The following is a 19,965-nucleotide window of genomic DNA, read 5'->3' as shown; positions in this document are numbered from 1 at the left end:
GCCCCTTGGAGCGCCGGAACTTTGCGGGGTCGACCGCGCATGGACGGGGTGGGCGGTGGAAACCGACGACCATCACCGGACACGGGGAGGCCGGAATGAGCAGTTTGACGCGACATCTCAACGGCGCACACGAGAACGTGCGGATGTATCGCCGGCGGTTCGAGCTGCCGATGCTGGGCGAGGTGGCGGTGCCACCACCGGACAAGATCGCCTACTACGCCGGGCTCGGCGTGCTGGCCGCGTTGCAGGTGATCGAGTGGCCGCTCGCTTTGGTGATCACCGCCGGGCACGTCCTGGCGGACCAGCACCTGTCGGGACTGGTACGCGGCGTCGGCGAGGCGCTCCAGGAAGCGTGAGGAGAGCCGGGTCACCACCTGTTGACATGAATCCGGGTTGAGGTCGCAGGCTCGGTGCATGTCGAGCCGAACCGCGACCCCCGTTCCGGCCCCCGCGGGGCTGTTCGTACCCCGGCTGCGGGCGATGACTGTGGGCAGCGTCGCCCTGGTGTCGCTGCTGGCGTTCGAGGCGTTGGCGGTCGGCACCGCCATGCCGACGGTCGCCCGCAGCCTGGACGGGTTGGCGCTGTACGGGATCGCGTTCGGTGGCCCGTTCGCCGCCGGTGTGCTGGCCATGGTCGTTTCGGGGATCTGGTGCGACGCACGGGGGCCCCGAGGACCGATGTGGCACGGCGTCGGGTGGTTCGTGGCCGGGCTGCTGATCGCCGGGACCGCGCCGGTGATGACCGCGCTGGTGGTCGGACGGGTCGTGCAGGGGTTCGGCTCCGGGCTGCTGTCGGTGGCGCTCTACGTGATCGTCGGGCAGGCGTACCCGGAGGAGTTGCATCGCCGGATCTTCGCCGCGTTCGCGGCCGCGTGGGTCGTACCGTCGCTGGTCGGGCCGGCGCTCGCCGGTCTGATTGTCGAATACCTGGGCTGGCGGTGGGTCTTTCTCGTGGTGCCGGCGGTGGCCGTCCCGGCGGTGTTGCTGATCCATCCGGGCCTGCGGTCGCTCGACCGGACGGTGCCGACCCGGCCGCCGGCCGGCGCGGTGGCCCGCATCGGCTGGGCCTGTGGGGCGGGCGTGAGCGCCGCACTGCTGCACATCGGGGGACAGCAGCGCGGCGCGGCGGCCCCGGCGGTGATCGCGGCCGCCCTGGCCGGTCTGCTGGTCTGCGCGCCGCGACTGCTGCCACAGGGGTTTCTGCGGGCGGCCCGTGGGCTGCCCACAGTTGTCGGTCTGCGCGGTCTGGCGTCGGCGGCGTTCGTCGGCGCGGAGGTGGTCATCCCGTTGATGCTCTCCCGGGAGCGGGGACTGTCGCCGACCGCCGCCGGGCTCGTCCTCACGGTGGGCGCGTTGGCCTGGTCGGTGGGCTCCTGGATGCAGGGCCGTTTTTCCCAGCCGGCCTCCCGAGCCACTCTGCCCCGCGTCGGACTGTGCTGCATAACGGCCGGCACCGCGACGGTGGCGCTTGTCGTACGACCCGAGCTGCCGGTGGCCGTCGCCGTGTTGGGCTGGGCGGTGGCCGGGCTCGGCATGGGACTGCTGTACCCGTCGTTGTCGGTGCTCACCCTGGAACTGTCGGCGCCGGGCGAGCAGGGCCGCAACAGCTCGTCGCTGCAACTGGGCGACTCGCTCTTCGCGGCGACCGTGCTGGCGCTCACCGGTGCCGTCCTGGCCGCCGGAAGCGCGCCCGGCCCCGCCAGCTACGTGGCGACCCTGGTGGTGGCGGCCGGTCTGGCACTTGTCGGCGCGCTGCTGGCCGGTCGGGTGGTGGTGAACGGGACCCCACGGCCGGGCGGGTGATCCGCCGAGGATTCGACGTGCCCGTACCGGGTGGGCGCGAGGATGGCAGGCGATGAACTTCCTGACCGTCCTGCCGCTGGCCGTGGTGATGGTCGCCGGGACCCAACTGGTCGTGGCGGTCTTCCTCGCGTCGTCCGACCGACCCCGGGCCGCGTCGCTGGGTTTCCTCGCCGGCGCCGGCCTGGTCGTCGCCGCCGGGGTGACTGTGAGCTGGTTGCTGACCCGGCTGCTGGGCGGGCTGGCGACCGACGCCAGCGAGGCCGCCAGCAGGATCGATCGTGGCCCGGCCATCGACCTGGTGGTGCTCGCGCTGCTGGTGAGTCTGGCCCTGGTGGTCTGGCTGCGCCGCAACCGGTCCGGGCCGCCGCGCTGGCTGGGCAGCGTCAGCCACGCCGATCCGCGTTGGGCCGCGCGGACGGGGGCGCTCCTCTTCGTGGTGACACCCACCGACGACCTCACCATGGCGACGGTGGGCGCGACAGTGGCCCGACACGATCTCCCCTGGTGGCACCTGGTGCCGTTCGTGCTGCTCACCGTGCTCCTGCTCGCGGTGCCGTTGCTGGCGTTGGTGCTGCTCGGGCAGAAGGCGGCGCGGGTGCTGGCCCGGATGCGGGAGTGGGCCGAGGGGCACTCCTGGATCGTCAACGAGATCGTGATCGCGTTCTTCGCGCTGCTGACGGTGCTGGACCTGATCCGCTCGGGGTGAGCCGTCACGTGTGCCGTCGCGCGGCCGTCATCAGCACGACGGGTCCGCGGAGGAGGAGGGGACGATGAGGGTTCTGGTCACCGGGGCTGGTGGTCGTCTGGGGAGCGACGTGCTGGCGCGGCTGCGCGACGACGGGATGAGTGTGCGGGCCAGCAGCCGTCGGCCGCGTGCCGGCTCGGACGCGGAGTGGGTAGTGGTCGACCTGGCCACCGGGGACGGGCTGGCCGAGGCGGTGACCAGGGTGGACGCGGTGCTGCACCTGGCGTCCTCGCCCCGGGGGCGTACCCACCAGGTGGACGTGCTGGGCACCCGCCGGCTGGTGGTGGCCGCCGCCGCGGCCGGCGTCCCGCACCTGGTCTACGTCTCGATCGTCGGGGTGGACCGGGTGCCGATCCCGTACTACAGGCACAAGCTGGCGGCCGAGCAGGTGGTCGCGGCCGGTCCGGTGCCGTGGTCGGTGCTGCGCGCCACCCAGTTCCCCCAGTTCCTCGACGAGCTGTTGACGAGAAGCGCGCGGCTTGGGCCGGTGCTCGGTGACCGGGCGGTGCTCGCCCAGCCGGTCGACCCCGCCGAGGTGGCCGCCCGGCTCGCGGCCCGGCTGGCCGCCGGCCCGCTCGGTGGCATCGAGGAGTTCGGTGGGCCGCAGGTGCTCCGCTTCGACGAGGCGGTCCGTGCCTGGCGGGAGGCGCGGGGGTCACGCCGGCCGCTGCTGCCGGTACGGATTCCCGGCCGGCTCGGGCGCGAGCTGCGCGCCGGTGGGCTGGTCACCGAGGCGCTGCCGCGCGGGACGCGGACCTGGGCCGACCATCTCGCGGACACGTACGGGGGAACCACGCGGAGATGAGAGGGATGTCGGTTCACGTTCGTCTTACGGTGACGCCATGTTCGTTGTCGTCACCACGGTGATCCTCTACGTCTTCGGTTTCGTCTTCCTCTACGGCGTGATCCGGCTGGGCGTCCGGCACGCGCTTGAGGATCTGGAACTTCAGCGGGCCCGGGCCCGGCGCGAGGAGGAACTGGCTGCCGCCCGCGACCGTTCCTTCCTTTCCGACAACGCTTTCCTCGCCGGCAGTTGAGGCGCGACGTGGAGGTGGTGTCACGAGACGGCCCGGGAGTCGGCGGGCGATCCGGCGGCGCGGGTGCGAGGATCGCACCCGTGATGGGAACGTTGAAGACCGAACCGGCCCGAGCCCGCCTCGATCTGCTCGCCGCGCCGGTGGCGGAGGCGATCGCCCAGTGGCCTGCCGACGCGCCGGTGGACGTCGACGACGTGCTGGTCGCGCCGATCGACGCCGACCTCGCCGACACGGCGGCGTTCTGCGCGGCGTACGAGGTGGGGCTGGACGTGTCGGCCAACTGTGTCGTGGTGGCCGGGAAGCGCGAGGGTGTGGTCCGCTATGCGGCCTGCATCGTGTTGGCCACCACCCGGGCCGACGTGAACGGCGTGGCTCGGCGGGCGCTGGACGTGCGTAAGGCGAGCTTCGCCCCGATGGACGACGCGGTCGAGTTGACAGGCATGGAGTACGGCGGCATCACCCCGATCGGACTGCCGGCCCAGTGGCCGATCCTCGTGGATGCGCGGGTGATCGCCACCCCGCACGTGATCATCGGGTCGGGCGTACGGCACAGCAAGATCGCGCTGCCGGGGCCGGCGTTGGGCGCGCTGCCGGGCGCGCAGGTGGTGGAGGGCCTGGCCAGGCCGGCCTGACCAGGCACCGACATCGATACCGTTGCACGTGAAACATCGCTGTGGTCGATGCTCAGCGTGCTGCGGCCTCCCGCTGCTCGACCTCGGCCAGCGCGGCGACGAGGGTCTCCGTCTCCTGGGCGCCGCTGACCGCGTACTTTCCGGCCAGCACGAACGTCGGGACGCCAGTGATACCCAGGTCGCGGGCGGCGGCCAACTCGGCGGCGAGTTCGGCGGTCCGCTCATCGGAGTCGAGGAACCGACGGGCGTCGGCGGCGTCCAGACCGATCCCGCCGGCAACGGTGGCCAGCGCCTCCCGCGAGCCCAGGTCGACGCCCTCGGTGAAGTGCGCCTGATACAGCGCCTCCACCATCTCGGCCGCCCTACCGTGCTCGGTGGCGTAGGCGACCAGGCGGTGTGCGTCGAAGGTGTTCGCGGCCACCGCGCTGTCGTAGTCCAGCCGAAGCCCGTCGCCCGCCGCTGCCTGAACCACCCGCGCGACCATCTGCCGGGCGCGCTCCGGCCCGCCGAACTTCTCCGCCAGCGCGTCGATGACCGGGCGGGGCGCCGGCACCGGCGACGGGTCGAGCTGGAACGGCCGGTACCGGACGGTCACCTCGCCGTCGTAGCGGGCGATTGCCTCGTCCAGTCGTCGCTTGCCGAGGTAGCACCACGGGCAGACGACGTCGGCGTAGATCTCGATCTCCATGATCGGTGGCAACTGCCCGCTCAGTCGAGTTGTTCCCGGACCTGCCGCTTGAGCCGGCCCAGGATCGCCGTGCCGCCGCGTACCCGCAGCGGGCTGATCGCCTGGGCCAGGCCCATCCGCTGGTAGAGGTCGTCCGGCACGGCCAGCACCTCCTCGGCGCTCGCGCCGGCCAGACCCTCGGCGAGGATCCCGGCGAACGCCCGGGTGGTGGGCGCCTCCGGCGGGCAGTCGAAGAGAGTCTCGACGGTCCCGTCCGTTGCCACCTGGGCGCGCAGGAAGAACGCGGTCTGGCACTCGGGCACCTGCTCCATGCCCTCGTGCCCGGCAGCGTCGGCGGGCAGCGGCGGGATGACGTCGGCGTACTCCAGCAGCATCTCCAGCACCAGGTCGCGTGGCGCGGCAGCGAACTCGTCGACGATCTCGGCCAGTCGGGCCGGCATGTCAGCCATGAGTCGAGGCTACCGCCGGCCGTTCCTAGACCGTCGGCGACTGTTCGCTGATCTCGCTCAACGCGCTGGTCGGGTCGAGCTGCATGGCCAGGTCGCCGAGCGAGACGATCCCCACCAGCTTGCGGTCGCTGTCGCAGACCAGCACCCGGCGGATGCCCCGGTCCCGCATGAGCGCCGCGGCCTCACCCGCCGTGCAGTGCTGTTCGATCATGACCACCTCGCGGGTGACGATCGAGCCGATGGTGGTGGACGCCGGTGAGCTGTTCTCGGCCACCGCCCGCACCACGATGTCCCGGTCGGTGAGCATGCCGGCGAGGGTGGCGCCGTCGGTGACCACCACGTCGCCGATGTCCGCCTCCTTCATCACCCTGGCCGCCTCGTCCAGGGTGGTCTCGGCCGACAGGTACACCACCTGCTTGGTCATCACGTCGCTGACCCGGTAACCGGTCATGAGATCCTCCGAAGACGTATCACCCGATCCGACTGCACTACCCAGTGACGCGGCGGCTACACCAGGTTCCCACGCTCCCGGCGTGCCTCGTCGACAATCCGCTCCACCACGGCGTCCACCGGCAGCTCCGCGCGCTCGTCGCCGGCCCGCTCGCGCAACTCCACGTACCCGTCGGCCAGTCGGCGGCCGACCACGACGGTGCGCGGGATGCCGATCAGCTCCGCGTCGGTGAACTTCACCCCGGCCGAGACGTGCGTCCGGTCGTCGACGAGCACCCGCAGACCGGCGGCGGCCAGGCGTCCGCCGAGGTCCAGCGCCGCGTGGAGCTGCGGACCCTTGCCGGCGACCACCAGGTGTACGTCGCACGGCGCGACCGCCGCCGGCCAGACGAGTCCCCGGTCGTCGTGGTGCTGCTCGGCGATGGCCGCGACAGCCCGGGAGATCCCGATGCCGTAGCAACCCATGGTGGGCCGGACCGGCTTGCCGGCCGGCCCGAGCACGTCGACAGCGAACGCGTCGGTGTACCGGCGACCGAGCTGGAAGATGTGCCCGATCTCGATGCCCCGCCGGATGGTCAGCTCGCCGTCACCGCAGGCGGGGCACCTGTCGCCGGCGCGCACCTCGGCCGCCTCCACCGTGCCGTCGGGCGTGAAGTCCCGTCCGCAGACCACTCCCGTCGCGTGCCGACCCGGCTCGTTCGCCCCGGTCAGCCACGCCGAGCCGGTCACCACCCGGGGATCGACGAGGTAGCGGATGCCCAGCTTGCCGAGCACCTGCGGCCCGATGTACCCGCGCACCAGCTCCGGATGCTCGGCCCACTCGTCGAAGACGGCCACCTGGGCCGGCTCCAACGCGGCACCGAGGCGCTTCAGGTCGACCTCCCGGTCACCGGGCAGCCCGATCACAAGGAGTTCGGCCCGCTCGGCGCCCGGCTGACGAACGGTAAACACCACGTTCTTCAGGGTGTCGGCGGCGGTCCAGTCGTCCCGTTCACCGAGGCGGCGGGCGTTCGCCACCTCGACCAGACCGGCGATCGTCGCGGTCTCCGGCGTCTCGTGCACCTCGGCCGCAGGCGCGGTGGTGGGGTCGCCGGCGGCGGGTGCCCGGGTGACGACGGCCTCGGTGTTGGCCGCGTAGTCACAGGCGGTGCAACCGACGTACGTGTCCTCCCCGACCGGGGTCGCGGCCAGGAACTCCTCCGACGCCGAGCCGCCCATCGCACCGGACATCGCGTGCACCACCGTGTGGTCCAGGCCCAGCCGGTCGAAGATCCGTTGGTACGCCGCCCGGTGCCGGGCGTACGCGTCACGCAGCCCCGCCTCGTCCAGGTCGAACGAGTACGCGTCCTTCATCAGGAACTCGCGGCCGCGCAGCAGGCCGGCCCGGGGTCGCGCCTCGTCGCGGAACTTCGTCTGCACCTGGAACAGCGTCACCGGAAAATCCCGGTACGAGGTGAACAGGTCCTTGACCAGCAGCGCCGCCATCTCCTCGTGGGTGGGCGCCAGCAGGTGCTCCGCGCCGCGCCGGTCGGCGAGGGTGAAGAGGAGGTCGCCGTACTCCGTCCACCGGCCACTGGTCCGGTACGGCTCGGCGGGCAGCAGCGCCGGGAAGTGCACCTCCTGGTCGCCGATCGCGATCAGCTCGGCGCGTACCACCTCGGTGATCCGGTCCAGCACCAGCTTGCCCAGCGGCAGCCACGTGTAGCCGCCCGGTGCGGCGCGACGGATGTAACCGGCGCGCAGCAGCAGCCGATGGCTCGGCACCTCCGCGTCGGCCGGATCCTCGCGCAGGGTCCGCAGCAACAGGGTCGACATGCGTAGCAGCATTCGCGCAGATTAGTACCGCGAGTCCCGACCCGACGATCCAATTCTGCCGCCCGACGGCAGGTTGCCGCTGGAGTCACCTGACGCCGGGAAGGCGGCCTTCGCAGCGGACGTCCGGGTCGACCACCGGCCGCCGGGGCATCATCCAGTTCAGCGCGGTCTCCTCCACCGGCCAGCCACGCACCGACACCAGGCTGTACGGAACCGCCGCCGGCTGCGGGCAGAGGACCTGCGACTCGACCCACCCGTTGGGCAGGAACCGTACGGTGGCGGTCCGGTCCAGCACGATCGTCGACGTGTCGGTCACCGCGATGAGCGCGCCGAGCACCACCTGCCGGCCGTCGGCGGCCGACGGGGGGCCGTCGGGGTTTGCCGCGCCGCCGTTCCTCGGACCGGCCGGGGCCGTGTCTTCCGACGGGCGCGCGGCCGTGCCGCCCGGGGATGGCGAGGTGGAGGCCTCCGGGGCCGTCGCGGTCGATTCCTTCGGGACCACCTCAACGGCGGCGGTGGGCAGCAGCGGCACCCGGAGGAAGACCGCGCCCATCACCACCGGAAGCACGGCGGCGACAGTGAACGCCAGGCCGTGGGTAAGCGTCGGGGCGATCCAGCCGGGGATCGGGCCGGTGAGCAGCAGGGTGGCGGCGGGCGGCACCGCCAGCAACGCGGCGGTGGCGAGCTCGTCATTCTGGTACGCCGCCCAGATGGCAGGGCCCAGCACGGTGTACGCAAGGACCGCCGCGGCCAACGGCAGGGCCACGCTGACCACCAGGATCCGGGTCGGTTGGTCGGGGTGCAGGTAGCGGGTGCGAAGCGCCAGCAGCCAGAGGCCGAGCATCAGCAGCGACGGCAGGAAGCGGAGCTGCCAGGTGAGCGCCCCCAACGCGACGGCCGCGGTGATCACCCAGCCCGGGGTGCGTGCTGTCCCCGAGGCCAGGAGGGACCGTTCCGGGTCGAACCGGTCCGGAGCACTGAGCCTGAGCAGCCGACCGAGGACGCCGAAGGTGAGCACGACCACGGGGAACGCCCACACCAGGGCGATCAGCAGGGCGCTGAGCAGGCCGAGTGGGCTGACGTACTGGACCAGCAGCAGCATCGTGGACATGTCCTGTTGACTGAGCTGCCACAGTCGCAGCACCAGGAGCAGGACGGGGAAGGTGGGTAGGAGGGTCAGCAGCCACTGCTGCGCCTGCCGCGCCCCCGCCATCCGGCGCGGGCGGACGGCCTTGTCGGAGATGGTGGTGATCCGGGGTACGCCGGAGGTGGCAGCGCGATCCTCTCCCACGGCCACTGTCGCACCTCCACCTTCCTCGGATCGGGTTGCTGCTGCTCCGCGACCGGCTGCGGGAGGTTGTACTCCTGCTGCCAACGGAGGTTGGCGTTGTACGCGTTCTCCCAGGTCGAGTTGTTCTCGTCCATGGCCGACTCGTAGAGCGCGAGGTCGACCAGGTCGCGCAGCGCCTTGTTGGGGCCGGTGTTGACACCCCACCGCTCCCGCGGGGACGAGCCGATGTCCCAGTGCTTGAGTGGCTTCACGTTCTTCAGCGTGACCGGGAAGCGTTGACCGTCGGCACCCGCCCGGTCCCCGGTGACGAAGCCGGCGAGGATCGCCGCGTCGGTGGTGACCGCCTCCACCTTGCCGTCGTACATCTCCTGGAAGCACTCGCTGATCCGGTTGCGGCCCACCGGCTTCGCGCCGGCCTCAGCGAGCCGCTGGATCGACGTCGAGGTGGTGAGCGAGCAGACCGTCCGTCCGGCCAGATCCTCCAGGCTGCTCACCTGGTCCTTGAAGCTCTCCAAGGTCACCACCGACTGCTCGGTGTGCAGGTACGACGCGGAGAAGACCGCGCCTTCCTCCTCACGCTTCGCGTTGATGCTGTACGAGGCGATGACCAGGTCGACGGTGACGAAGCCGTCATTGTCCCGGGCCTGCCGGCGGGCTCGGTCCTCGCTCTCGATCGGCAGGAACCGCACCTGGGAGTGGTCGAACCCGAGGTACCCCGCGATCATGTACGCGATGTCGACGTCGAAGCCCTTCCAGGTGTTGTTCGGCAGCTTCAGCGAGATGCCCGGCTGGTCGTCCTTGACGCCGATGACGAGCTGCTGCTTTCCCTTGAGATGGGCGTCTTCCAGCAACTCGTCTCTGGTCGGCGGACCCATCGCGAGGACGATCGGGACCAGGGCGGCGGCCAGGACGGCCAGCGCGACGACGAGACCCACGAGCCGGATCTGACGGGTCCGTGGGTTGCGCGGCGACGTGGATGCCGCCGGGGCCGGCCCGGCGGGGCTCGGCTCGCTTGCCTGACTCAACTGGGCCCTCCCCACGGCACGGTCCGGTGACCGGACCCCATTGTGGGGCCTGAATGCGAGCCACGACACTCCGCCACCAGCCGGATAGACGACTGATGCCGCGGTGATCCACACGAGTTCACCGATGTCGCGGTATCAACTCGTCTCGGATACCGCAATTTCGGCGAACTCGTGTCGATCATGGAAGCTCGATCGAGGGAGGGCGGGCCGAGTCGGTCCCGTGCCGCATGACCTCCGCCACGTCGGTCGGTCGGGGCACCGTCGGCCGTGCCTGCGGTGGAAGACTGGTCGCCGCAGGCAACGGGTGAGGGGGACGCGGGGTGCGCTGGCGCAGTTTTGTCGCGGTCGGGGACAGCTTCACCGAGGGTATGGACGACGCGTACCCGGACGGCACCTACCGGGGCTGGGCGGATCTGGTGGCGACCCGCCTGGCAGCCGAGGCGGGCCTCGACTTCCGGTACGCGAACCTGGCCATCCGGGGGCGGCTCTTCCCCAGCGTGGTGGCCGAGCAGGTGCCCTCCGCGGTGGCCATGCGGCCCGATCTGATCAGCTTCGCGGCCGGCGGCAACGACGTGCTGCGGCGCAGTTTCGACCCGGACACGTTGGTATCCCGCTTCGACGAGGTCGTCCGGCAGCTGCGCTCGGGCGGCGCGGACGTGCTGCTGTTCCGATTCGCGGACGTGATGGCACGACTGCCCGGTCAACGTCTCGTGGCTCCCCGGGTGGAGCTGCTCAACCAGGCGGTCGGTGAGACCGCCGAGCGGCACGGCGCGATCCTGGTCGACCTGTACGCCGACGACACCTTCCTCAACCCGATGCTCTGGAGCACCGACCGGCTGCACCTCTCCCCGGCCGGGCACCGGCGGGTCGCCGGGCAGGTGCTGAACGCGCTCGGCGTGGGCTGCGACGAGGAGTGGCTGATGGTCCCGCCGCATCCGGCGCCGTCACCGTGGCTCGCCGCGCGCGCGTCCGACCTGCGCTGGGCCGGCCAGCACCTGGCCCCCTGGATCAGGCGGCGGCTCACCGGTCGGTCGTCCGGTGACACGGTGACCGCGAAGCGCCCGCTGCTCGGGCCGATCACCGACTGAGCGTGCTCACCCTGCACAGCGCGCCGCTGCTCCGGCGTACCCCCGACGGCGAACAGGTGCCGGGCCAGGCTGTGCTGGTCGGCGGCGGCCGGGTCGAGGCGGTGGGCCCGCTGGCCGAGCTGAGCGAGACGTACGCGGGGGTGCGGATACGCCGATGGCAGGGCGTGCTGGGTCCGGGCCTGCTGCACGACGGCCCGCTGCCGACGGCGCCCACCCCGCGCGAGCGGGTGCACGCGTTGCTGCGGCACGGGGTGACGGCGGTGCTGGCCGAGCACCTGGCCGACCCGTCGCTGCGGGCCGCCGTCGACCGGAGCGACCTGCTGGTGCTGCCCACCGCCGTGGCAATGACGCTGCGTCCGGACGGGCGGGCCGACCTCACGGTGCACGACGTCGAAGGCGCCTGCCTGGTGACAGTGGTCGCCGGTCGGATCGTCCACCGTCGCACCTGAGCGTGGCCCGGGCGGCACCACCCGGGCCACGCTCACCCCCCACCCCCGCCGTTCGACCCCGATCCCGGCGGACCCCCGTTCCGACCCGCCGCCGTCGAACGCCAGCCCTCGCCCGTGGCGGCACAGGCCCGAACGCGGCTAGAAGCCGGCGGACTCGCACGCCCTGTCGTAGACGGGGTAGGAGCCCCCGTTGGCGTAGTAGGTGCCGGAGACCACCGTGCACCACACCTGGTTGCCGGTCCAGTTCTGGCCGACCGCCGTGTCGGTGATGTGCGGGGCCGCGTAGCCCGTCGACGTCGAACCCTTGCTCGCGCCGTTGGCGGTGATCGTTACCTTGATCTCGGCGTCGGCCCAGGGGCTGCAGTAGATGTGACCTGTGGCGTAGACGCTCGGGCTCCGGTACCAGGGCACGTCCGCGACCGCGTAGCAGGAGGTCGCCGCGGCCGCCTGACTCGTGGCCTGCGCCTGGGCGATGCCGGGCGTACCGATGACCGCTGCCGTGGCCGCGACGGCCAGGACGCCCGATGCAACTCTCTTGATCACTTTGCTGTCTCCTTGGGTGATGAGGCCGTTCCGTGTGGGCACCTCGGTCTGCCGCCAAGCCTGGACGGCGAGCGGTGACGCGGGAACGGCCTGAGCTGTGCGGAGCAGTTCGGAACAGTCCCGCTCGTCGCACCGAACCCGGTGAACGCCACGTCACGCCCGATGGCCGGTCACCGGGCGTTCTGGCGGCGTACCTTGGGGATCATGTCTGTGCCGAACGATCCTGATCCCCGCCTCCAGGCGTACGCCGACCCGCAGCGGCTGGTCACCACCGAGTGGTTGGCCCAGCACCTGGGCGACGAGGGCCTCGTCGTGGTCGAGTCCGACGAGGACGTCCTGCTCTACGAATCCGGTCACATTCCCGGCGCCGTCAAGGTCGACTGGCACCTCGATCTGAACGACCAGGTGACCCGGGACTACCTCGATGCGACGAGCTTCGCCGAGATGTGCGCCGCGAAGGGCATCGGTCGGGGCGACACGGTGGTCTTCTACGGCGACAACTTCAACTGGTGGGCCGCGTACGCCCTCTGGGTGTTCTCGCTCTTCGGCCACGCGGACGTGCGGCTGCTCGACGGCGGCCGGCAGAAGTGGATCGCCGAGGGGCGCGAGGTGACCCGCGACAAGCCCGCCCGGCCCCGCGCGGACTACCCGGTGCCGCTGCGCGACGACGCGCCGCTGCGGGCGTTCCGCGAGCAGGTGATGGCGCACATCGCAGTGGGACGGCCGCTTGTCGACGTCCGATCCCCGGGCGAGTACACGGGCGAGATGCTGCACATGCCCGACTACCCGCAGGAGGGCGCGCTGCGCGGCGGGCACATCCCGGGCGCGGTCAGCAAGCCGTGGAAGTCCGCGGCGAACGAGGACGGCACGTTCAAGTCCGCCGACGAGCTGAAGGCCATCTACGCCGACCAGCTCGGGCTGAGCCCGGACGACGACGTGATCGCGTACTGCCGGATCGGTGAGCGGTCCAGCCACACCTGGTTCGTGCTGCGGCACCTGCTGGGCTACCCGCAGGTGCGCAACTACGACGGCTCGTGGACGGAGTGGGGCAACCTGGTCCGGGCACCCGTGGTCAAGGGTGACCAGCCCGGCGGCATCGCCGCCTGACCGGTCTCCGGTAGCTGACCGGCTGAGGGTTCGACACCCTCAGCCGGCCAGCACCAGCACGCCGCGCAGATCACGGATGACTCCGGTGATCTCGCCGGTCTCCGGGTCCCAGCGGGCCAGGGCTGCCGGCTCCAGGACGAGCAGCACGTTGCCCTTGTTGTCCCAGCCCAACACCGGGCAGCAGCCCTTGGCGCGGTCCCGGCCCAGGTCGAGCAGGTGGGTCACCGCGCCGGTACGGGAGTCCAGCACGGCCGCCCCCTCGGCGCCGTCGATCTCCTTGTTGGTGATCCTGGCGGCCGTCGCCAGTCGGCCGCCGTGCAGCCAGCCCTGGCCGTAGAACTCGTTGACCGCGTAGGGCGGGGGCAGCACGTCGGCGGTGATCCGTTGCTCGGAGCGGACCGCTGCGTCGTTGGCGTCCCGGCTGCGCAGCATCAGGCTGCCCCGTTGGCCGATCATCTCGATCAGCGCCGCCTCGCGGCCGGCCTCCGGATCGGGGGTGACCACGTTGCCGGCCGACACGTCGATGGTGCCCGCCGCCGCGGTGTCGCGCTCCACCGCGTACGTCCGGTTGCTGCCGCCGACCAGCACCCGGTCGTGCGCCCACACCACCAACTCCAGGTAGCCGGCGAGCGGAACCCGGCGCACGCCCGCCGTGGTGAGGTCGATCATGATCAGCTCGTTGGTCTGCGCGAAGGCCGCCCAGCGGCCATCCGGCGACAACACCCCCGGCTGTACGGCGGTCGCCTCGTTGCCGTCGGCGTCCCGAGTGGGCGCCAGCGTCACCACGTCGAGACTGCGGACGACGCCGTCGTCGCCGAGGATCCGAACCGGCCCGTCCGCGTGGTACTCCTCGTCCACCGGCTGGAACAGCGCCAGCGCCCGCTGGACCGGTTGCTTGGACAGTCGCACGGTCGCCGGGCCGGTCAGCCGATTCAGCGGATCGGGGGGAAAGGTCAGCTCGGCGGGCGGGCGCTGCACCGGGCCGGCGTGGGTGGGGACGACTGTCGGCGCCACGGTGTGGTTCAGGGGCGGACTGGGCGAAGGCCGGCGGACGGCCACCGTGGCGCCGCCGACCAGCACCACGGCCAGGACGGCCGCGCCTACCGCGCGACGGGTGCGACGGGTGCGTCGCGCCCGGTCCCAACCGGCCGTCGCGGGCCTGCTGGGCAGCACGTCCTCCACACTGACGGCGAAGAGGTGGCGTAGGTCCTGCTCGTTCACCTGTTCACCTCCAGGCCGGTGGTCGGGTCGCCGGAGCGGGTCGGGCCGTCGCCGGTGAGATCGGGGGCCACCTCGCGGAGTCGGCGCAGCGCCATGTGGCACTGGCTCTTCACGGTGCCGACGGTCACCCCGAGCGCCTCCGCCGTGGCTACCTCGGTCAGGTCCTCGTAGTAGCGCAGCACCAGGACGGCCCGCTGTCGGGGCGGCAGCAGCCCCAACGCGTCGTGCAGCGTCAGCCGCAGCGCGCCGTCACGGTCGGGGGCCACCTGCTCCGGCGGCGTGGCGCTGAGCCACTCCCGTCGTCGCCGACGCCACCACGACACCGCGTCCCGGTAGAGGATGGTCCGAACGTAGGCGGCGGGATCGCCGTCACGGACGGAGGTCCAGCGCAGCGCCAACTTCAGCAGGGCGTCCTGGAGGAGGTCCTCGGCCTGGTGCCGGTTGCCGCAGATCAGGTAGGCCGCGCGCAGGAGCCGGTGCTGGTTGCTCTCCACGAAGGCGAGGTAGCCGTCGCGGCCTTCGTTCGCCGTCGATCCCATCCGCACCCCTTCCGGCCGTCGCGGTGCGCGTCACCCGACAGACGCACGGGCAGGGGTAAAAGGTTGGGTCAGGTCTGTGACAGGCCGGTCAGGTAGCGCTGGAGGGTCGGTGCGATCCAGGAGACCAGCTCCTCCGGGGCCATGTCCACCATCGGTGGGAGCCGGACGATGTAGCGGGTGATGGCGAGGCCCAGGATCTGGCTGGCCACCAGGCCGGCACGTCTGGCGGTCAGCGCAGGGTCGGTGCCGAACGTGGCCACGGCCGCGGTGAGCTGGTCGGCGAAGATGCCGCGCATGCGCTCGGCGGCGCCCGGGTTGGTGCTGGCGGCCCGCAGCAGCGCCGCGAGCGTCTCGTCGCCCTCCCACCTGGCGAGGAAGTGCCGGACCAGCACCTCGCCGAGCTGCCCGGACGGCACGGCGGTCAGGTCGGGCAGGCGGAGGTCGAACTCGGCCGCCGCCGCGAACAGCCCCTCCTTGCTGCCGTAGTACCGCATGACCATCGACGGGTCGATCCGGGCGTCGGCGGCGATGGCCCGGATCGTGGCGCGCTCGTAGCCGTCGGCGGCGAACCGCTCGCGGGCGGCGCGCAGGATCGCCGCGCGGGTGGCGTCCGAGCGGCGGGGGTGGGCCGGGTGGGTGGACGCTGTCATGTCAACGACCGTATGCCAACGACTGTTGACACACAACGACAGCGGTCCTAGCGTTGCCAACGAGCGTTTGCCAACACTCGTTGGCAACAGTCGTTCCGGAGGTGGCCATGCTGCCCACGAATACCGACGTCCTGGTGGTGGGCGCCGGCCCGACCGGCCTCGCCACCGCACTGACGCTGGCCCGTCGCGGGGTCGACGTGACAGTGCTGGACCAGCAGGCCGAACCACCGCAGACGTCCCGCGCGGCAGTCGTGCACGCGTACACCCTGGAGGTGCTGGACCGGATCGGCGTCGCGGCGCCGCTGGTGGCCCAGGGGGTGCGTGCGCCGCGTTTCACTGTCCGCGACCGGGACCGGACGCTGCTGTCGGTCCCGTTCCACCGACTGCCGTCCCGGTTCCCCTACGCGCTGCTCGTCTCCCAGGCGGTCACCGAGGCCGTGCTCGTCGCCCGGTTGGCCGACCTCGGCGTCCGGGTGCGGCGGCCGTGCCGGCTGACCGACCTGACCCCGACCGGCGACGGGGTGCTCGCGCGGGTCGACGATGCCGATCTGCGCGCCCGGTACGTGGTAGGCGCGGACGGCCTGCACAGCACGGTCCGGAGGGCGGCCGGCATCGGCTTCGCCGGCCCCGGTGACGAGGAATCCTTCGTGCTCGCCGACGTGCGGGTGGAAAGCGTGCTGCCCCGCGACGAGGCGGCGCTGTTCCTCGCCCGCCCCGGGCCGCTGGTCTGGGCGCCAATGCCGGACGGGGTGGTCCGGCTGGTCGCCGCCGTTCCGACGGCGCCGCGTGAGCCGGACGCGGCGTACCTCCAGGCGCTCCTCGACGAGCGCGGCCCGGCGCGGCGGCCCGACCGGGTGACCGACGTGCTCTGGGGTTCCCGATTCCTGGTGCGGCACCGGATCGCCGACACCTTCCGGTCCGGACCGGTGCTGCTGGCCGGCGACGCCGGGCACGTGCACAGCCCCGCCGGTGGGCAGGGCATGAACCTCGGCATCTGCGATGCAGTGGCCGTCGGTACCGCCCTTGCCGACGTGCTCGGCGGTGGCCCGGAGACGCTTCTGGACGACTACAGCGCCAGGCAACGCCCGATGGCCGAGGACGTGCTGAGCTTCGCCGCCGGGCTGACCCGGATGGCCACCGCCTCCCCGGCCCGCCGCCCGGTCCGCGACGGGCTGCTGCGGCTGGTCGGCGCCGTCCCACCGGCCCGTCGGCGGGTCGCGCTACGCCTGTCCGGGTTGTCGCACCGGGAACAGGGCTGAGTCGTTCACCGCGACGGGTGGCGGGCCACTGCCCCGTCGCCGGTGGGCGCTACGGCCGTCGGCACCGACGCGACCGGCCGAAGCGTCCACCACGCCGCCAGCGTGACAAGCGTGAACGTGCCGGCCGCCGCGACCGCCACCGGTACCGTCCCGTACGCGGCGGCGGCCAGCCCGGCGAGCGTCGCGCCGATCGGGGCGGTGAGCAACCCGACCATCCGCTGTGCGGCACCCACCCGACCGAGCAGCCCGCCCGGCACGTGCCGCTGCCCGTACGACGCCGACAGGCTGTTCCACACGACGGTGCCGGCGGCGAAGACGGCCAGCGCGATCCCGCCCGGCACCGGTTGCCGGGCCAGCGCGAAGCCGACAAGCGCGACGGTCTGCGCCGCGAGCACCACCCGCAGCGCGGGAACAGTGCCGAGCCGGGCGGCGAGGCGGCCCGCCCCGAGCGCCCCCACCACGCCGCCGAGAATCGCGCCCGCAGCGAACAGCCCGTAGCCGGCCGGCGGCACCCGCAGCACGTCCAGGGCGTAGAGCACGAGCACCGCCATGAGTCCGCTGATCGCCAGGTTGCACGCGGCGGCCAGCAGGGTGACCCGCCACAGTGTCCGGTGCCCGCGCAGCCAGCGCGTCCCCTCGACGATCTCGCTCCACACCGAGCCGCGTCGGATCGCCGGCCCGGTGCCCACGGCGGCAGGCGGAGTGAGGGCCAGCACGAGCAGGGCCGCCACCGCGAACGTGACGGCGTCCAGCGCGAACGGCAGGGCGGGAGCGGTGGCGAAGAGGACGCCTGCGGCCGGCGCGCCGAGGAAACCGCCGGCCACCGCGCTTCCCGCCTGGAGCCGCCCGTTCGCCCTTGGCAGCGCGGCCGGCGGCACGACCGTGGGCAGCAGCGCGAACGAGGCCGAGTCGAAGAGGGTGCCCAGCGCGGCGAGGAGGAACGCGGCAGCCAGGAGCGTCACCACGGCCGCCCGGTCGAGGACGACCGTCACCGCCAGCGCCGCCACCACCGCCGCGCGTACCCCGTCGACCACTGCCATCGTCCGCCGCCGGTCCCAGCGGTCCGCGTACACGCCGCCGAGCAGGCCGAAGAGCAGCGGGGGCAACTGCCCGGCCACGGTGACCGCCGCGATGATCCGGGGATCGCGGGTCAGTGCCGCGGCCAGCAGGGCCAGAGCCGGCGTACGCAGCGAATCCCCGAACCGGGACGAGACGGCGGCGGACCAGAGCAGCCGGAAGTCCCGGCCCAGAGCGGAGGAGGTCATGGCGCCGACCGTGCCGGTTCGACCGGGTCGAGGGTCAAGCCGCCGGGCGAAAGGGGGACGCGGGCAGTCGGTGATCATCGGTACGGTGGGCGCCGGCATCGGGACCGGGGAGAACTCAGGCGTGGACCACACCTTCCAGGTCGACCTGCGTGGCGTGGTCGACCTGCTCAGTCATCACCTCTACGGCAGCCCACGGGTGTACGTCCGTGAGCTGCTCCAGAACGCCGTGGACGCGATCACCGCCCGGCGTACGACCGAGCCGGACGCGCCGGCGCTGGTCCGCATCGAGCCACCGGAGCTCACCGGCGACGGCACCCTGCGCGTGCACGACACAGGCGTCGGCCTGACCGAGGCGCAGGTGCACGAGCTGTTGGCCACCATCGGACGCAGCTCCAAGCGCGACCAGCTGGGCTTCTCCCGGCACGAGTTCCTCGGCCAGTTCGGCATCGGCCTGCTCTCCTGCTTCCTGGTGGCCGACGAGATCCAGGTGCTCACCCGCAACGGCGACAACCCCACGGTTCGGTGGACGGGGTACGCCGACGGTCGCTACGCGGTGACAGTGGCACCGCCGGAGGCCGCCCGCTCCGAGCCGGGCACCACTGTCACGCTCGTGCCCCGCCGCGACGCCGACAAGTGGCTCGCCACCCCGACCGTCACCGACCTGGCGCGTCTCTTCGGCTCGCTGCTGCCGGTCACCGTCCGGGTCGGCGACACGGTCACCACCACCGGCGAACCGCCGTGGTCGACCGCGCCGGGGGCGCCGCTCGACCGGGCGGCGTTGATCCGGTACGCCCGGGAGACGCTCGGCGTGGAACCGTTCGACGTGCTGCCCCTGGCCGTGCCGGAGGCTGGGCTGACCGGCGTCGCCGTCATCCTGCCCACGCCTGTGAACCCGGCGGCCCGGGCCGGGCACCGCGTCTACCTCAAGCGGATGCTGCTCACCGAGAACGCCGACGGTCTGCTGCCGGACTGGGCGTTCTTCGCGCACTGCGTGGTCGACGCGACCGAGCTGCGCCCGACGGCCAGCCGTGAGGCGCTCTACGAGGACACCCTGCTGACCGCGACCCGGGAGGCGCTCGGCGACCAGGTACGCGGCTGGCTGGTCCGGCTGGCGCGGCACGACCCGCACCGGCTGGCCGAGTTCCTCCAGGTGCACCACCTCGGCGTGAAGGCGTTGGCGCTGCACGACGACGAGATGCTCCGGCTGGTCGACAGGTGGTGGCCGATGGACACCAACGTCGGCACGCTCACTCTCGCCGAGTTCCGGGAACGCCACGGGGTGCTCCGCTACGCGGCAAGCCTCGACGAGTTCCGCCAACTCGCCGCGGTGGCCGCCGCGCAGGACCTGGCTGTGGTGAACGCCGGCTACACGTACGACACCGAGCTGATCGAGCGGCTGCCGGCCGTGGACCGGTCGGTGCTCATCGAGCGGCTGGAGCCGAGCGACCTCACCACCCGGTTCGAGGCCCTCGATCCGCAGGTGGAGCTCGCGCTTCGGCCGTTCCTCACCGCCGCGCAGCGGGCCGTCGAACGCTCCGGCTGCGAGGTGGTCATCCGGGCGTACGACCCGGTCTCGCTGCCCGCGCTCTATCTGGTGAGCCGGTCGGCGGCGTTCAACGACCAGCTCGCCGCCAGCCGTGACCGGGCCGACGAGCTGTGGGGCGGGGTGCTGGACGCGCTCGCCGCCACCGCCCCACCGGACCGCCCGCAACTGGTGCTCAACCACCGTAATCCGCTGGTCCGGCGGGTCACGTCGCTCGGCGACCCGGAGCTGGTCGGGCTCGCCATCGAGGCGCTGTACGGGCAGGCGCTGCTGCTCGGCCACCATCCGATCCGCGCGGCCGACGCCGCACTGCTGAACGATTCCTTCCTCGGCCTGCTCGGCCGGGCCGTGCCGGGACGGGAGTGA

22 protein-coding genes are annotated in these 19,965 nt (G+C 72.4%); 11 read left to right on the top strand and 11 right to left on the bottom strand.

Translation table 11 applies throughout. The features are described from left to right. Positions 1-95: 95 nt before the first annotated feature. The 6 genes from ACLQ26_RS25350 (at position 96) to ACLQ26_RS25325 (ending at position 4,217) form a co-directional block, all read left to right on the top strand. Positions 96-356 carry a hypothetical protein gene (locus tag ACLQ26_RS25350; RefSeq protein ID WP_425746806.1) on the top strand — a complete coding sequence of 87 codons (261 nt, stop codon included), beginning with the start codon at positions 96-98 and terminating at the stop codon, positions 354-356. A gap of 58 nt (positions 357-414) precedes the next feature. Next, positions 415-1,803 carry an MFS transporter gene (locus ACLQ26_RS25345; protein WP_425746805.1) on the top strand — a complete coding sequence of 463 codons (1,389 nt, stop codon included), beginning with the start codon at positions 415-417 and terminating at the stop codon, positions 1,801-1,803. Between the two features lie 52 nt (positions 1,804-1,855). Further along, entirely contained in the window at positions 1,856-2,509 is a 654-nt protein-coding gene (locus tag ACLQ26_RS25340; RefSeq protein ID WP_425746804.1) for a GAP family protein, read from the top strand. A 64-nt stretch (positions 2,510-2,573) separates the two neighbouring features. After that, positions 2,574-3,353 carry an SDR family oxidoreductase gene (locus ACLQ26_RS25335; RefSeq protein WP_425746803.1) on the top strand — a complete coding sequence of 260 codons (780 nt, stop codon included), beginning with the start codon at positions 2,574-2,576 and terminating at the stop codon, positions 3,351-3,353. 37 nt (positions 3,354-3,390) lie between these two features. Continuing rightward, positions 3,391-3,585 carry a hypothetical protein gene (locus tag ACLQ26_RS25330; RefSeq protein ID WP_007454044.1) on the top strand — a complete coding sequence of 65 codons (195 nt, stop codon included), beginning with the start codon at positions 3,391-3,393 and terminating at the stop codon, positions 3,583-3,585. A gap of 83 nt (positions 3,586-3,668) precedes the next feature. After that, positions 3,669-4,217: a YbaK/EbsC family protein gene (locus ACLQ26_RS25325; protein ID WP_393291287.1), complete on the top strand. Its 549-nt coding sequence runs from the start codon at positions 3,669-3,671 to the stop codon at positions 4,215-4,217. A gap of 52 nt (positions 4,218-4,269) precedes the next feature. Here ACLQ26_RS25325 and ACLQ26_RS25320 read toward each other — a convergent pair whose 3' ends face one another. From ACLQ26_RS25320 to ACLQ26_RS25295, 6 genes are all read right to left on the bottom strand, one after another. Beyond that, the gene (locus tag ACLQ26_RS25320) at positions 4,270-4,905 is read right to left on the bottom strand and encodes a DsbA family oxidoreductase (RefSeq protein ID WP_425746802.1); all 636 of its coding nucleotides are present in this window, start codon (positions 4,903-4,905) and stop codon (positions 4,270-4,272) included. 20 nt (positions 4,906-4,925) lie between these two features. Next, entirely contained in the window at positions 4,926-5,354 is a 429-nt protein-coding gene (locus ACLQ26_RS25315) for a SufE family protein (protein ID WP_425746801.1), read from the bottom strand. A 25-nt stretch (positions 5,355-5,379) separates the two neighbouring features. Beyond that, complete coding sequence (locus tag ACLQ26_RS25310; protein ID WP_363680879.1) at positions 5,380-5,805, bottom strand: CBS domain-containing protein; 426 nt, start codon at positions 5,803-5,805, stop codon at positions 5,380-5,382. Positions 5,806-5,861: 56 nt separating this feature from the next. Then, positions 5,862-7,631, bottom strand: a complete 1,770-nt coding sequence (locus ACLQ26_RS25305) for a proline--tRNA ligase (protein ID WP_425746800.1) — start codon at positions 7,629-7,631, stop codon at positions 5,862-5,864. A gap of 73 nt (positions 7,632-7,704) precedes the next feature. Continuing rightward, entirely contained in the window at positions 7,705-8,910 is a 1,206-nt protein-coding gene (locus ACLQ26_RS25300) for a hypothetical protein (protein ID WP_425746799.1), read from the bottom strand. After that, positions 8,796-9,845, bottom strand: a complete 1,050-nt coding sequence (locus ACLQ26_RS25295) for a transporter substrate-binding domain-containing protein (RefSeq protein WP_425746798.1) — start codon at positions 9,843-9,845, stop codon at positions 8,796-8,798. The genes ACLQ26_RS25300 and ACLQ26_RS25295 overlap by 115 nt, the downstream gene beginning before the upstream one ends. A gap of 410 nt (positions 9,846-10,255) precedes the next feature. Here ACLQ26_RS25295 and ACLQ26_RS25290 point away from each other — a divergent pair, with 410 nt between their 5' ends. After that, a complete protein-coding gene (locus ACLQ26_RS25290; protein ID WP_425746797.1) occupies positions 10,256-11,023 on the top strand; it encodes an SGNH/GDSL hydrolase family protein in 768 nt (255 codons plus the stop codon). Positions 11,024-11,025: 2 nt separating this feature from the next. After that, positions 11,026-11,472 carry a hypothetical protein gene (locus ACLQ26_RS25285; protein WP_425746796.1) on the top strand — a complete coding sequence of 149 codons (447 nt, stop codon included), beginning with the start codon at positions 11,026-11,028 and terminating at the stop codon, positions 11,470-11,472. Positions 11,473-11,610: 138 nt separating this feature from the next. Here the strand turns inward: ACLQ26_RS25285 and ACLQ26_RS25280 are convergent, their stop codons facing one another. Next, positions 11,611-12,015: a hypothetical protein gene (locus ACLQ26_RS25280; RefSeq protein WP_425746795.1), complete on the bottom strand. Its 405-nt coding sequence runs from the start codon at positions 12,013-12,015 to the stop codon at positions 11,611-11,613. A gap of 204 nt (positions 12,016-12,219) precedes the next feature. Here ACLQ26_RS25280 and ACLQ26_RS25275 point away from each other — a divergent pair, with 204 nt between their 5' ends. Further along, positions 12,220-13,122, top strand: a complete 903-nt coding sequence (locus tag ACLQ26_RS25275; RefSeq protein ID WP_266247570.1) for a sulfurtransferase — start codon at positions 12,220-12,222, stop codon at positions 13,120-13,122. A 39-nt stretch (positions 13,123-13,161) separates the two neighbouring features. Here ACLQ26_RS25275 and ACLQ26_RS25270 read toward each other — a convergent pair whose 3' ends face one another. The 3 genes from ACLQ26_RS25270 to ACLQ26_RS25260 all read right to left on the bottom strand — a co-directional run bounded on the left by ACLQ26_RS25270 (position 13,162) and on the right by ACLQ26_RS25260 (position 15,532). Next, positions 13,162-14,343, bottom strand: a complete 1,182-nt coding sequence (locus ACLQ26_RS25270; protein WP_425746794.1) for a hypothetical protein — start codon at positions 14,341-14,343, stop codon at positions 13,162-13,164. Then, positions 14,340-14,882, bottom strand: coding sequence for a SigE family RNA polymerase sigma factor (locus tag ACLQ26_RS25265; RefSeq protein ID WP_425746793.1), 543 nt, complete (start codon positions 14,880-14,882; stop codon positions 14,340-14,342). The genes ACLQ26_RS25270 and ACLQ26_RS25265 overlap by 4 nt, the downstream gene beginning before the upstream one ends. A 68-nt stretch (positions 14,883-14,950) precedes the next feature. Further along, the gene (locus tag ACLQ26_RS25260) at positions 14,951-15,532 is read right to left on the bottom strand and encodes a TetR family transcriptional regulator (RefSeq protein ID WP_425746792.1); all 582 of its coding nucleotides are present in this window, start codon (positions 15,530-15,532) and stop codon (positions 14,951-14,953) included. Positions 15,533-15,639: 107 nt separating this feature from the next. Between ACLQ26_RS25260 and ACLQ26_RS25255 the strand changes: the two genes are divergently transcribed. Beyond that, positions 15,640-16,791 (top strand): FAD-dependent oxidoreductase, encoded by a 1,152-nt coding sequence (locus ACLQ26_RS25255; RefSeq protein WP_425746791.1) that lies wholly within the window; start codon positions 15,640-15,642, stop codon positions 16,789-16,791. Positions 16,792-16,796: 5 nt separating this feature from the next. On the opposite strand, the gene ACLQ26_RS25250 is transcribed toward ACLQ26_RS25255, so the two are convergent. Continuing rightward, positions 16,797-18,056, bottom strand: coding sequence for an MFS transporter (locus ACLQ26_RS25250; RefSeq protein WP_425746790.1), 1,260 nt, complete (start codon positions 18,054-18,056; stop codon positions 16,797-16,799). Between the two features lie 121 nt (positions 18,057-18,177). Between ACLQ26_RS25250 and ACLQ26_RS25245 the strand changes: the two genes are divergently transcribed. Continuing rightward, positions 18,178-19,965: an HSP90 family protein gene (locus tag ACLQ26_RS25245; protein WP_425746865.1), complete on the top strand. Its 1,788-nt coding sequence runs from the start codon at positions 18,178-18,180 to the stop codon at positions 19,963-19,965.

The organism is Micromonospora sp. DT43, assembly GCF_049841645.1.
GTDB lineage: Bacteria > Actinomycetota > Actinomycetes > Mycobacteriales > Micromonosporaceae > Micromonospora.
Note: the sequence above shows the minus strand (reverse complement) of the source record. Positions and strands in the feature narration are given on the sequence as shown.